Genomic DNA, 12,986 nt, shown 5'->3' with positions numbered 1-12,986 from the left:
GTCGGGTCCGCCGGCGGCCGTGCGCCGGGTGGCGGTGCCCGCCCGGTCCCGTCCCGCTGCGGCTGCGCAGTCGCGCGGCCCGTGGCTGCGGGCCTGGACGCTCGCCGCCGGGCTCACCGCCCTCCTGGTCCTGGCCCCGGTCGCGGCCTTGGGGCTGGAGGCGCTGCAGGGCTCCGGCGGGCTCTGGCCCCATCTCCTCGCCCATGTCCTGCCCCCGGCGCTCGTCGAGACCGGGTTCCTGCTCGCCGGGGTCGGGATCGTCGTCGTGGTGGTCGGCACCGGGGCGGCCTGGCTCGTCGCAGCCTACGAGTTCCGGGGCAGGCGCCTGCTCGACTGGGCGCTGCTGCTGCCCCTCGCCGTCCCCACCTACATCGCGGCCTATGCCTATCTCGACCTGCTGCACCCGGTCGGCCCGGTGCAGAGCGCGGTCCGCATCCTCCTCGGCTATGCCCGCCCGCGCGACCTGATCCTGCCGGACCTGCGCTCGCTGCCGGGTTGCATCCTGCTCCTCGGCTTCGTGCTCTACCCGTACGTCTACCTGCCGACCCGGGCGCTGTTCCTGATGCAGTCGGCGACCCTGGTCGAGGCCGGCCGCAGCCTCGGGGCCGGGCCGGCGGCGGTGTTTCTCCGGGTCGCCCTGCCCCTTGCCCGCCCGGCCATCGCGCTCGGCGCCAGCCTGGCTCTGCTCGAGGCGCTCAACGACATCGGGGCGGCGGAGTTCTTGGGGGTCCGTACCCTCACGGTCTCGATCTACGACACCTGGGTCAACCGCTCCGACCTGCCCGGCGCCGCCGGCCTGGCGCTGGTGATGCTCGCCGCCTGCCTCGGCCTGATCGCGGTCGAGCGCCGGGCCCGCCGCGGGCGGGGCTATGCCGGGGCGGCGCAGCGCCCGCGGCGGATGAGCCGCAAGCCCCTCGCCGGCCCGGCGGCGCTCATGGCCTTCGGTCTCGGCCTCGTGCCGGTCGCGCTCGGCTTCCTGGCGCCGGCGGGCTACCTCGCGGTCGAGGCGGGCAAGCGCCTGCACTTCGCCGGCCTGTCCGGGGCGATCCTGTCGGAGAGCCTCAACACCCTGCTCTATGCCGGCCTCGCGACGCTGGTGGCCACCACCCTCGGGCTCGTCGTGGCGGCGGGCCCGCGGCTGCTGGGCGGGCGCTGGCGCGGCGTGCTGCTGCGCTGCGCCACCTTCGGCTACGCGGTGCCGGGCGCGATCCTGGCGATCGGCCTCCTGCCGCCGCTCGCCGCCCTCGACGGCCTGCTCGACGGGGTGAGCCGGGCGCTGACGGGGATTCCGCTCGCCGCGATGGGCCTCGGCACCGGGGCGGCGCTCGTCTACGCCTACGTGGTGCGCTTCCTCGCCGTCACCGCCGGCAGCAGCGAGGCGGGGCTCGCCCGGGTGCCGCGCTCGCTCGGCGACGCGGCCCGGGTGCTCGGCCGCGGCCCGGCCGGCGCCTTGGCGCAGGTCCACCTGCCGCTGACCTGGCCGGCCCTGCTCGGCGGCGCCCTCCTGGTCTTCGTCGATTGCGTCAAGGAGCTGCCCGCGACCCTGATCCTGCGCCCGCTCAACGTCGAGACCCTGGCGACCCACCTCTACGGCGAGGCCGCCCGGGGCACCTACGAGGACGGTGCGGTCGCCGCCCTCCTGATCGTCGCGGTCGGGCTGCTGCCGGTCGCGCTGCTGCTGCGGGTCTCGACCCCGAAGGCGTGAGGATCAGGGCGTCCCGGCGCGGGGATGCTCCAGGAAGAACCGCAGCATCTCCGCGCTGGCATCGGGCCCCCGCGGCTCGGTGTAGGAGCCGTCCGGGCTGCCGCCGGACCAGGCGTGGCCGGCCCCGTGCAGCAGCCAGGATTCGACGATGCCCCGCCCCTCGGCGTCTGCGTGGACGCGGCGCGTATAGGCGATGCCGCCCGGCGCCTCGCCTCGCGTCACGGTCTCCCGCAGCGGCGCCCCCGGCATCGCCTGGGCGATCACCCGCTCGCCGTTGAGCGGATGCACGGTCTTGTCGCCGTCGCCGTGGAAGACGATGGTCGGTACCGCCGGGCCCTGCCGCGGCGGCGCCGCGCCACCCTGGCCCATCGCCGCGAAGGCCGACGGCAGGTCCCGGGCCGCGCCGCAAGCGAGGCCCGAATGGATGCCGGCCGCCGCGAACACGTCCGGGTAGGTCGCGGCCAGGATCGCCGCCGCCGCGCCGCCGGCGGAGAGCCCGGCGACGTAGACTCGGGTAGGATCAGCCCCGAACTCCTCCACCACGGCTCTCGCGATCCCGGCGATCAGCGCCGGCTCGCCGGCGCCGCGGCCCTGGTCGCCCGGCTGGAACCAGTTCCAGCATTTCTGCGCGTTGGCCGACCGTTCCTGGCGCGGATAGACGACGATCGCGCCTTGCGCCTCCGCGAGGTCGTTCATCCGCGTGCCCAGGGCAAAGTCGTCGGGGTCCTGGGTGCAGCCGTGCAGCATCACCACGACCGGCAAGGGCGTGCCGTGTCCCTCGTCCTCCCGGCCGCTCGGCACGTAGACCTTGTAGGTCCGGCTGCCCGCGGGGCTGGAAAAGCTCCGCTCCTCGAATCGCGCGCCCTCCGGCACCGGCACGGGCCGGCGGGACTTCAGGCTCTCGCCGAGACCACTCGCCAGGTTGGCTGCCAAACCGCCGGCCAGACCGCCGCCCAAGCCATCGAAGGCTCCCTCGCGCAGCAGGCCGCTCAACCCGCCCGACGGGCGGAACGTCTTCAGGGCCTCCGGCATTCCCCGCAGGGCCTCCGGCATTCCCCGCAGGGCGTCCAAGTTCTTCAGAGCCTCCGGCAAGCCCCGCAGGGCTTCGGACAGGTCCGGCGCGCCGGCCTCCCCCGGGACCGTCCAGGCGCCGCCCGGCTCGGCCGGGGCCACGAGGTCGGTGGCCGGCTCGGTTCCCCGCGGGGCGGGCCCGCGAGCGGGCTCGGCCGGCACTTGGCTCGGCACTTGGCCCGGCACTTGGCGGCCCTGGAGCAGCGCCACGGCCTCGGTCAGCCGGCCGGCGCGGGTGAGGCGGGTCACCTCGGCCATGTCGACGGTCGTGCCGAGCGTCCCGCCCGGGGGAAAATTCCTGAATGCGGTCATGAGTGTGGTCCTGTGCAAGATGGGGTCGGGTCGAGAGGTCGTCAGGCGATGCGGTCGGCGAGCGCCGCCTTCACGGCGGCGCTGGCGTGGAAGGCGCCCAGCACGTGGATCGACGCGATGGCCGCGCGGGCGAGCTCCGGCGTCACGTCGTCGGCGATGCTGGCCAGCCCGAGGACCTGGATGCGGAGCGGCGTCCCGGAATCCCGCGCCGCCTCCAGCTCCGCCCTCGTGATGTGCGTCAGGCCGAGGCTGAGCTGCCGGCGCGCCACCGACTGGCGCAGGGCCTCGTCCTGGCGGTCGAGCTGGTTGCGGACCGCCGTGCGGATGAAGTCGGCCCGGTTGGCGTAGAAGCCGTCCCGCACCATCAGGTCGATGCGGCCGAGATCGACGAAGCCGAGATTGACCGTGACCTTCTCGCTGTCCGGCATCTTCGGCCGCAGCTCGTGAACGTTCTCCGCCATCGCCATCTCCAGACCATCCAACCGGATGGTCTGGAGATGGGAAGGAGCGTCTACCTCCGCAAGAGGCATCGCGCGAGAGGCCTTGCGGGAACGATGGGGCATCCGTCCCGTTCAGCCTCGGGCCATGGCAGCGTCTTTCGATCCGGACCCTTCGGGGGTCCCTCGCCGGCGGCGGGCCATCCATCTGGCCTCGACGCATCGGCCTGCCGCGCGTAAGGCTTCGCCCCCCATGATTGGCCCCGCATGAGCAGACGACATCCGAGCCCGCCGGACCGGGGCGCCTCGCCTCGCCTCGCCGAGGACGAGCACACCCTGGCCGCCGGTCTCGCGGCGGGCACGGCCACGCGCGTGCTGGTGATGCGGCTGGTGATGCTGGGGGTACTGGCGGTCTCGGCCCATCTCAGCGACGGCGTGCTGCATGCCGGCAGCCACTGGTTCATCCTCAGCGGCTACGCGGCCTCGTCGCTCTGGCTCGCCGTCACGGCGCGGCGGCGCAACAGCGAGCGTCTGGCCTGGATCACGACGCTGCTCGACGCGGCGCTCGCGGCCTACATCGTGCTCGAATACATGATGGCGGCGGCCGAGGCCGCCGACGAGCCTGGCACGCTGGCGAGCCGGCTGCCGGCCTTCCTGCTGCTGCTCGAATCCGGCCTCACCTTGAGGCCGCGCCACACCGCGGCGTTCGTCGCTTTGGTCGCGGGGGTGTGGTCCGGGGCGCTCGGCCTCGGCCTGCTCGAACCCCGTCTCGGCCTGCCGCCGGCGGGACCGCACGTCTTCGGGCTCCTGTCCTTCCTGGTGGCGGGCGCCTTCGTGATCGAAGGCTCGCTGCGCCTGCGCCGGGGCGTGGCGACGATGCTGCGCCTGGAGCACGAGCGGGCGAGCCTGGCGCGCTTCGTGCCGGCGGGGATCGACCTGGTGCGGCGCGACGGGCCGACGGCGCTCCAGCCCCGCCACGCCTGCCTGCTCGCCCTCGACATCCGGGGCTTCTCCGCCCTGACCCGGCTTTGGGGCGAGGCCCGGGTGCTGGACTGGCTGCTGGCGGTCCGGGCGCTGGCCCACGCCGCGGTCACCGACTGGGGCGGCCTCGTCGACAAATATGTCGGCGACGGGGTGCTGGCCCAGTTCGTCGACGGCGCGCCGGCCGAGCAGGCGGCGGCGGCCCTGGCCTGCGTGCGGGAGATCGAGTCGCGGATGCACGGGATGAACGAGGCCCGCCGGCGGCAGGACCTGCCGCCCCTCGCCCTCACCGCCTCGCTCCATGCGGGCGAGGTGCTGGTGGGGGTGCTCGACGATGGGTTGCGGGCCGAGTTCACGGTGCTCGGCCCGGCGATGAACGCGCTCGCCCGGGTCGAGGCCCGGGCCAAGCGCGAGAACCTGTCCATCGCGGTCTCGAAGCGCGTGATGCGGCTCCTCGGCCCCGCCGCGCCGCCGGCCCGCCGCCTGCCCCGCCGCCCGGGCGAGGAGGATTGTCCGGACCTGTTCGGCCTGGATCCCGTCCCCTTGCCCGTAGCGGCTCCCGCCTCGTGAGCGGCGTTCAGATGACCGAATTGTCCAAGGCCGGGAGTCGCATGGTCGAGTTTCGCAGGATCGAGTTCCGCATGCCGCCCCGGACCCTGCGGACCGACGGGACGCCGCGCCGCGTCGGCGTCGAGATCGAGTTCATGGGCCCCTCGGCCCGGATCGCCGCCGCGGCGCTGGCCGCCGGCCTCGGCGGGCGCTTGGCCGAGGAGGACCCGCATGCCTTCCAGCTCGAGGGCACGGCGCTGGGCGACATCCGAGTCGAGCTCGACCTGCGCGCCGCCCATCCGCAGCGCCGTGCGCCGGTGCCAAGCGCAGGACAAGGCGCGGGACAAGGCGCAGGCCCCGGCCTGCCGGTCCGCGCCGCCGGGCGCTCGCTGGCGGCCCTCCTCGGTCCGGTGGTGCCGCGCGAGGTGATCACCGGCCCTCTCGCCTTCGACCGCCTGCCCGAAGTCGATCGCCTCGCCGCCCTGCTGCACGGCGCCGGCGGGCGGGGGCGTGGGGCGGTGCTCCTCGGCTCCCTCGGGCTCCACTTCAACGTCGAGCCGCCGGACCTCGACGCCGCCACCCTCACCGGCCTGCTCCGGGCCTATCTGCGGCGCGAGCCGGAGTTGCGCAAAGCCACGGCGGCGGGCGGGTTCCTCGCCGCCCGCGGCCTGCCGCCGCCCTTCCCCGCGGCTTACGTCGCGCAGGTGCTCGACCCAGGCTACCGGCCCGACCTCGACGCCCTCGCCCGCGACTACCTCGCCGCCAACCCGACCCGCCACCGCGGCCTCGACCTGCTGCCGCTCCTCGCCCATCGCGACGAGGCCGGGGTGCGGGCGGCCCTGCCGCCGGACGAGAAGGTGAGCCCGCGGCCGGTGCTGCATTACCGGATGCCCCAGGCCCATGTCGGGCTGGCGGGTTGGAGCCTGGCGCCGGCCTGGAATTTGTGGGTGGGGGTGGAGGAACTGGCGGAGGCGGAACGCTCCCAGGCGGCGAGGCCCGGTCCCGCTTGAGCGGATCGTGACCATAGCGTACAGCGTGACGGTGATGATTGAACGCCGCTCCCCCCACGCGACCGTCTGGTGGCGCTTCCTCTGAGGAAGCGGCCCGTCGTCATCCTTGTCACGACCGATGCCGCCGTCTGGTGGGCACGGTCGTTCTCGTTTTCCCGGCACCCTTCAGCGCGGCGGCTGTCCTCCGGAGAGCCCCGATGTCCATCGAAGCGCCGTCGACACCCGTCATCCTCACCGGCGACCGCACCACCGGTCCCCTGCATCTCGGCCATTACGCCGGCTCGCTGCGCAACCGCGTGGCGTTGCAGCACAGCCACCGCCAGTACCTGCTCCTCGCCGACGCGCAGGCGCTGACCGACAATGCCCACGACCCGGCCCGCATCGCCCGCAACGTGATCGAGGTCGCCACCGACTACCTCGCGGTCGGCCTCGATCCCGCGATCACCACGATCTGCGTCCAGTCGGCCCTGCCGGCGCTCGCCGAGCTGACCCTGCTCTACCTGAATTTCGTCACGGTGGCGCGGCTGGAGCGCAACCCGACGATCAAGGACGAGATCCAGGCCCGCGGCTTCGGCCGTGACATCCCGGCGGGCTTCCTGTGCTACCCGGCGGCCCAGGCCGCCGACATCACGGCATTCCGGGCGACCCTGGTGCCGGTGGGCGAGGACCAGGCGCCCCTGATCGAGCAGACCAACGAGATCGTCCGCCGCCTCAACCGTCAGGTTGCAGGAAAGCTCGGGCGCGATCTCCTGCCCGAGGCGCGGGCGTTGATCCCGGAGGTCGGGCGGCTGCCCGGCGTCGACGGCCGGGCGAAGATGAGCAAGTCGGGCGGCAACGCGCTGCCGCTCTCGGCCTCCGATGCCGAGATCGCCGCGGCGGTGCAGCGGATGTACACCGATCCCGGCCACCTGCGCGCCAGCGATCCGGGCCGGGTCGAGGGCAACGTGGTCTTCACCTATCTCGACGCCTTCGACCCCGATCCGGAGGAGGTCGCGGCGCTGAAAGCCCATTACCGGCGCGGCGGCCTCGGCGATTCCGTGCTCAAGGCCCGCCTCACGGGCGTGCTGCGCGACCTCCTCGGGCCGATCCGCGAGCGGCGGGCGGCGATCGCCCGCGACCCGGATCATGTGAGGGACGTGCTGCGGACCGGCACGGCGCGGGCCAGGACCGTCACCGCCGCCACTCGCGACGCGGTGCATGACGCCCTCGGGCTGTTCCGGCTCTGACCCTCCTATGCGCGGCTGCAAGCCGGTCCTTGCATCCGCGCGCATTTCAAACGCGACTCTGCGCGTCCATCTTGGCTCGCATGACACACGCCCTGCACTTCGGCCTCGACACGTTCGGGGATGTCACCGCCCGGAACGGCGAGCTCCTGCCCCACGGCCAGGTCATCCGCGACGTGGTCGCGGAAGGCATCCTGGCCGAGCAGGTCGGGCTCGACTTCTTCGGCATCGGCGAGCACCACCGCGAGGACTTCTCCGTCTCCTCGCCCGAGATGGTGCTGGCGGCGATCGCCGGGCGTACGGAGCGCATCCGTCTCGGCTCGGCCGTGACGGTGCTCAGCTCCGACGACCCGGTCCGGGTCTATCAGCGCTTCTCGACCTTGCAGGCGGTCTCGAACGGCCGCGCCGAAGTGATCCTCGGCCGCGGCTCGTTCACCGAGTCCTTCCCGCTCTTCGGCTACGCCCTCGACCAGTACGAGACCCTGTTCGAGGAGAAGCTGGAGCTGTTCGCCGCCCTGCTGGCCGGCGGGCCGGTGACCTGGCAGGGCACCACCCGGGCGCCGCTGGAAGCTCAGTCCGTCTTCCCGACCCCGGAGTCGCCGCCCACCACCTGGATCGGGGTCGGCGGCAGCCCGAACTCGGTGGTGCGGGCGGTCCATTACGACCTGCCCCTGATGCTCGCCATCATCGGCGGGGAGCCGCAGCGCTTCCGCCCCTACGTCGATCTCTACCACCGGGCCTGCGCCCAGCTCGGCCGGACCGTGCGGCCGATCGGCGTCCACTCCCCGGGCTATGTCGGCGAGACCGACGCCGGTGCCCGTGAGGAATTCTTCGCCGATTACAAGCGCATGCGCGACCGCATCGGCGCCGAGCGCGGCTGGCCGCCGATGACGCGCCAGGAATTCGACCGCGAGGCCGATCACGGTTCGCTCTATATCGGGAGCCCGGAGACGGTGGCGCGGAAGATCGCCGCGACGGTGAAGACCCTTGGCCTCGGCCGATTCCAGCTCAAGTACAGCGCCGGCCCGCTGCCGCACGACCGGCTGATGCGCTCGATCGAGCTCTACGGTACGCGGGTGGCGCCGCTGGTGCGGGAGATGCTGGGGTAGCCGTCCGGCCTCCGGCCGCGCCCGCGTCCGGACGGCCGACGACAGGAGACCTGCCATCTTCCACCTCATCTTCGCGGCGCCGTGCCTCTTGGTGATCGCCCGCTGGCTCGTGCCCCTCGGGCTGCCGCTCTGGGGCAAGGGCGCACTCGCCATGCTGCTCCTCCTCGCCTCGCAGTTCCACTTCTGGAACCGGCTCTCCTCCGGCTCGGTCTTCGCCCCCGAATTCCCGCGCGGGGTCGTGCTGCTGCTCAACTGGGCGTTCGGGGCGATCCTGCTCCTCGCCGTGCTGCAGATTCTCGTCGACCTCGGCGCCCTGACGGCGGCCCTGCTGCACCGGAGCATGGTGACCATCCCGGATGGGGTGCGGTTCGGGGCGGCCGGGCTCGCGGCTGTGCTCGCGGCCATCGGCGTCGCCAATGCCGTACGGGTGCCGCCGGTCCGGGACGTCGCGGTGGCCATCCCCGGCCTGCCGCCCGCCTTCGAGGGCTACCGGCTCCTCCAGCTCACCGACCTGCATCTGAGCCGCCTCTTCCCGGCGCCCTGGGCCCGCGCCGTGGTGGAGCGCGCCAACGCGGCCGGCGCCGACCTGATCGTGGTGACCGGCGACTTCATCGACGGCTCGGTCGCCATGCGCCGGGACGACGTCGCGCCCTTGCGCGACCTGCGGGCACCGGACGGGGTCTGGGCGATTCCCGGCAACCACGAGTACTTCTTCGATTACCCGGCCTGGATGCGTCACCTCGCCGGCCTTGGCCTGAAAATGCTGCCGAACGCCCACACCGTGCTCGCCCGGGGCGAAGGCCGCCTGGTGCTCGCCGGCGTCACCGACGCCTCGGCCCCGGCATCCGGCGAGGCCGGTCCCGACCTCGCCGCGGCACTCGCGGGCGCCCCGCCCGGCGCGCCGGTCGTGCTCCTCGACCACCAGCCTCGGGGCGCGAAACGGGCGGCGGCGCGGGGCGTCGCGCTCCAGCTCTCCGGCCATACCCATGGCGGCATGATCCTCGGTCTCGACCGGCTGGTGGCGCGGGGCAACAACGGCTTCGTCTCGGGCCGCTACGACGTCGGCGGCATGATCCTCTATGTCGGAAACGGCACCGGGATCTGGCCGGGCTTCGCGCTCCGGCTCGGCCGGCCCGCCGAGATGACGCGCTTCACCTTGCACGCCGCGCCCCGCGCCGACGAGCCGGGCTGACCGCCGGCATCCGGAACCCGCTCGGCGTCGCGTGCCCGAGCGGAGAGGGAATCCCGGACACGCGCCTCGGACAGCATCTCCGTCAGTCGCGGAGTCCGGACCGGACCCGCCCCCGGGATCCTCCCGTCCCGCATCGATGAACGCCGGCGCCTCGGCCGGCGCGAAGCGCGACCGACTTCACCACAAGGGTGGACGAGATCCACCGATGGGTGGAGGAAAAACTCATCCTTTTGCGTCTATGGGTCGGTCAGCTCCCCTCGTCTGCATGAGATGGCCGTCTCTAAAAATATAATAAAAGACGATATGAATAACAAATAGTGCTGATGCAATTTTGCAACTTGTGTCTTGGGCATTTTCTGGAAATATTACTGTCGGCCGAAGTGCCGACGTGACTGCAGGATTGCTGGTCGCAGCAGTCACGAGACCATGATGGGGGCCGCGATGATCCGCAGCAACACCCGCGCGCCCGATACGTGTTCGGCACGGCGGGTGAGGGCCGGTCTTCTCCACGACATCCGCGTGCGATGCGGGCGACCGCACCGCCTGTCGGCCGTGAGCGCGTCATGCGCCCCGCGCCGTCGCACGGACCGGGCATCGGCTCCCGCGCGGCGAGGGCGCGTCCGGGACCGCGATGCCCGGAGCCGGCCGGCCCGCTGACGGCATCTCCAACCCCGCGCGAGAAGCCCCCGAGGAGCCCCCGAGGAGCCCCGATGTCGATCGCCGAACTCGGCCGCATCCGCGCCCGCCTCGCCGCGCGGCCGCGGCCCGCCGACCTCGCGGCCCGGCGCGAGCGCCTCGACGGCCTCGGCGCGGAGTACGCCCTGCCGCCCGACGTGACGGTGGAGCGCGTGGTCGCGCGGGCCGTGCCCGCCGAATGGACGGGCACGGCCGCCGCGGATCCGGCGCGGGTGCTGCTCTTCCTGCACGGGGGCGGCTACATGGCCGGCTCGCTCGCCAGCCACCGCCACGTGGTGGCCCGGGCCGGGCGGGAGGCCGGCGCGCGGACGCTCGCCCTCGCCTATCGGCTCGCGCCCGAGCACCCCTTCCCGGCGGCGCTCGAGGACGCGCTCGCCGGGTACCGCTTCCTCCTCGACCAGGGGTTCGCGCCGGAGCGCATCGCGCTCGCCGGGGAGAGCGCGGGCGGCGGCCTCGCCATCGCGACGGTGCTGTCGCTGCGCGAGGCCGGTCTGCCGCCGCCGCGCTGCCTCTGGCTCTCCTCGCCCTGGGTCGATCTCACGCTTGCTGGCGGCACCCTGGCCAGCAAGGCCGCCCTCGACCCGCTCCTCAGCCGCGCCTACCTGGCGGAGCTCGTCGCCGCCTATCTCGCCGGAGCCGATCCGCGCTCAGCCCTCGTCTCTCCGCTCGACGGCGATCTCGCCGGCCTGCCGCCGATGCTGATCCAGGTCGGATCCGCCGAGGTCCTGCTCGATGACGCCCTCCGGCTGGCGGCGGCGGCCGGGGTGGCGGACGTGCCGGTGACGCTGCGGGTGTGGCCGCACATGATCCATGCCTGGCACCTCTTCCACCCGGAGCTGGAGGAAGGCCGCGCGTCCTTGAGCGAGGCGGGATCGTTCATCCGGTCCCACCTCGACGGCGCGGGGCCGCCATGATCGCCCACGCCGAAAGCTTGCCCGCACCGAAAGCTCGCCCGAGTCCGCCCGCGCATCAGCATCGACCGGAGTCCCTGCCATGACCGCACCGACGGTGAACAACTACTTCGACGTGTCGAGCTGGATGTACGGCAACGCCGACAACAACGACCAGCCGCCCATCCCGACCGGCCTCCAGCCCTTCGACTACGCGCCCGGGCGATTCGACAGCGGCCTGGACGACGAGACCGGGTTCCATGCCGCTGCCTTCGTCACCGGGGGCGACGACCCCACCGTCATCATCGGCTTCGAAGGCACCGATGCGAGCGGCCTCCTCCAGCGCCCGGACTTCCTGGCGGCCCAGATCGAGGCGGATCTCGCGCTCTTCTTCGGCTACCGGCCGGAGGCGCTCCAGCAGGCGGTCGGTTTCGCCGAGACGGTGGTCGAGGCCGCCCGGCAGAAGGGCATTCCCGAGAGCCGCGTCGTCGTCACCGGCCACTCGCTCGGCGCCGCGGAGGCGGCCTACGTCGCGACCCAGCTCGGCCTCGGAGGCACGACCTTCGCGGCACCCGGCCTCAACCAGGACTATATCGTCTTCCCGGGGAGCAACCTGACCAACTACGTCACCTACGGCGATCCGGTGGGCAATTACAGCGCGACGCCCAGGAACTACGAGGGTGCGTTCCTGTTCGACAGGGACATCCGCCGCGTCGGCGAACCGACCTACCTCGACATCACCGACGGCGTCCTCGGACCGGTGGAGCGCCGGCTGCTGATCACGGCGACCGAGAAGTTCGACGTCACCTCCGGCTCCTTCGATCCGGCCCTCGGCTTCGCGGAGGTGGGCGCCCTCGCCGCCACCTTCCATCCGCTGACCTTCTACGGCAGCCAGTTCTCGCCCTCCCTCAATACCGGGGCGCCGGTCCAGGTCGATGCCGGCCGGATCATCGACGGCACGGAATACTTGCGATTGTACGGCGATCTCGCCGACCGCAGCGGGCTGGTCAGCGACGCGTTCTACAATATCCGCTATGCCGACGTGCGGGCGGCGGGGGTCGATCCCGAGGCGCATTACGCCAAGGACGGCTGGCGGGAGGGCCGCGATCCGAACCCGTACTTCTCCACCCTCGGCTACCGCGCCGCCAACCCGAGTGTCGCCGCCGCCGGGACCGATCCGCTCGCCCAGTACCACGCCGAGGGGTGGCTGGCGGGCCGCGACCCGGGCGCGAATTTCGACACGAGGCTCTACCTCGAGCGCAATCCCGACGTGCGGGCGGCCGGCATCGACCCGCTGGCGCATTACCTCGATTACGGCCGCTACGAGGGCCGGGCGACCGAGTCGGCGATCGGCGAGGCCGCGGACCTCGCCGCCGGCCGCGGCTTCGACGCGGACTACTACCTGCTCGCCAATCCCGACGTCGCCGCGGCTGCCCTGAAGACGAGCGATTCCCTCGCCTACGCGAAGGCCCATTACGACACCTACGGGTGGCGCGAGGGGCGCGACGGCAACGCGCTCTTCGACACGGAAGGGTATCTGACGGCCTATGCCGACGTGAGGGAAGCGGGGATCGACCCCCTGGCGCATTACGCCAAGGACGGCTGGCGGGAGGGCCGCGATCCCTCGAAGGGCTTCGACACCGAGCTCTACCTGGCGCAGAACCCCGACGTGGCGCGGGCGGGCATCGATCCCCTGCTCCATTACCTGTCCTACGGGATCTACGAGGGCCGCGCGGCACCGGCGGATGGGGCGTTCAGCTGAGGCGATCCCCGGACCCGGTGTCCGGCCGTGGACCGAAGGCATCCGGCGA

General features: G+C 72.9%; 10 protein-coding genes. 8 read left to right on the top strand and 2 right to left on the bottom strand.

Going from position 1 to position 12,986, the window contains the following annotated elements; all coding sequences use genetic code 11:
• The first annotated feature begins 85 nt into the window (after positions 1-85).
• A complete protein-coding gene (locus MFF64_RS18265) occupies positions 86-1,705 on the top strand; it encodes an ABC transporter permease (RefSeq protein ID WP_238191926.1) in 1,620 nt (539 codons plus the stop codon).
• A gap of 3 nt (positions 1,706-1,708) precedes the next feature.
• Here the strand turns inward: MFF64_RS18265 and MFF64_RS18260 are convergent, their stop codons facing one another.
• Entirely contained in the window at positions 1,709-3,088 is a 1,380-nt protein-coding gene (locus MFF64_RS18260) for an extracellular catalytic domain type 1 short-chain-length polyhydroxyalkanoate depolymerase (RefSeq protein ID WP_099907566.1), read from the bottom strand.
• A gap of 41 nt (positions 3,089-3,129) precedes the next feature.
• Entirely contained in the window at positions 3,130-3,549 is a 420-nt protein-coding gene (locus MFF64_RS18255) for a ribbon-helix-helix domain-containing protein (RefSeq protein WP_099907574.1), read from the bottom strand.
• Between the two features lie 243 nt (positions 3,550-3,792).
• Here MFF64_RS18255 and MFF64_RS18250 point away from each other — a divergent pair, with 243 nt between their 5' ends.
• From MFF64_RS18250 to MFF64_RS18220, 7 genes are all read left to right on the top strand, one after another.
• Entirely contained in the window at positions 3,793-5,076 is a 1,284-nt protein-coding gene (locus MFF64_RS18250) for an adenylate/guanylate cyclase domain-containing protein (RefSeq protein WP_099907564.1), read from the top strand.
• An 11-nt stretch (positions 5,077-5,087) separates the two neighbouring features.
• On the top strand, positions 5,088-6,065 hold the full coding sequence (locus tag MFF64_RS18245) for an amidoligase family protein (protein ID WP_238191835.1): 978 nt from the start codon (positions 5,088-5,090) through the stop codon (positions 6,063-6,065).
• Between the two features lie 197 nt (positions 6,066-6,262).
• Entirely contained in the window at positions 6,263-7,291 is a 1,029-nt protein-coding gene (trpS, locus tag MFF64_RS18240; protein ID WP_099907562.1) for a tryptophan--tRNA ligase, read from the top strand.
• 80 nt (positions 7,292-7,371) lie between these two features.
• Positions 7,372-8,397, top strand: coding sequence for an LLM class flavin-dependent oxidoreductase (locus MFF64_RS18235; protein WP_099907560.1), 1,026 nt, complete (start codon positions 7,372-7,374; stop codon positions 8,395-8,397).
• Positions 8,398-8,452: 55 nt separating this feature from the next.
• Entirely contained in the window at positions 8,453-9,589 is a 1,137-nt protein-coding gene (locus MFF64_RS18230) for a metallophosphoesterase (RefSeq protein ID WP_238191924.1), read from the top strand.
• A 710-nt stretch (positions 9,590-10,299) separates the two neighbouring features.
• A complete protein-coding gene (locus MFF64_RS18225) occupies positions 10,300-11,199 on the top strand; it encodes an alpha/beta hydrolase (RefSeq protein WP_099900748.1) in 900 nt (299 codons plus the stop codon).
• Between the two features lie 79 nt (positions 11,200-11,278).
• On the top strand, positions 11,279-12,937 hold the full coding sequence (locus MFF64_RS18220; RefSeq protein ID WP_238191832.1) for a lipase family protein: 1,659 nt from the start codon (positions 11,279-11,281) through the stop codon (positions 12,935-12,937).
• Positions 12,938-12,986 lie beyond the last annotated feature (49 nt).

The sequence above is a fragment of the Methylobacterium frigidaeris genome, from assembly GCF_022179185.1.
In the GTDB taxonomy this organism is placed as follows: Bacteria; Pseudomonadota; Alphaproteobacteria; order Rhizobiales; family Beijerinckiaceae; genus Methylobacterium; species Methylobacterium frigidaeris.
The sequence above is the reverse complement of the archived record's forward strand: the minus strand, read 5'-3'. Positions and strand labels throughout refer to the sequence as shown.

Coding starts and splice junctions, on each gene's coding strand:
- trpS (WP_099907562.1), top strand. CDS start 6,263: ATGTCCATCGAAGCGCCGTCGACACCCGTCATCCTCACCGGCGACCGC.
- MFF64_RS18260 (WP_099907566.1), bottom strand. CDS start 3,088: ATGACCGCATTCAGGAATTTTCCCCCGGGCGGGACGCTCGGCACGACC.
- MFF64_RS18255 (WP_099907574.1), bottom strand. CDS start 3,549: ATGGCGGAGAACGTTCACGAGCTGCGGCCGAAGATGCCGGACAGCGAG.
- MFF64_RS18220 (WP_238191832.1), top strand. CDS start 11,279: ATGACCGCACCGACGGTGAACAACTACTTCGACGTGTCGAGCTGGATG.
- MFF64_RS18245 (WP_238191835.1), top strand. CDS start 5,088: ATGACCGAATTGTCCAAGGCCGGGAGTCGCATGGTCGAGTTTCGCAGG.
- MFF64_RS18225 (WP_099900748.1), top strand. CDS start 10,300: ATGTCGATCGCCGAACTCGGCCGCATCCGCGCCCGCCTCGCCGCGCGG.
- MFF64_RS18235 (WP_099907560.1), top strand. CDS start 7,372: ATGACACACGCCCTGCACTTCGGCCTCGACACGTTCGGGGATGTCACC.
- MFF64_RS18250 (WP_099907564.1), top strand. CDS start 3,793: ATGAGCAGACGACATCCGAGCCCGCCGGACCGGGGCGCCTCGCCTCGC.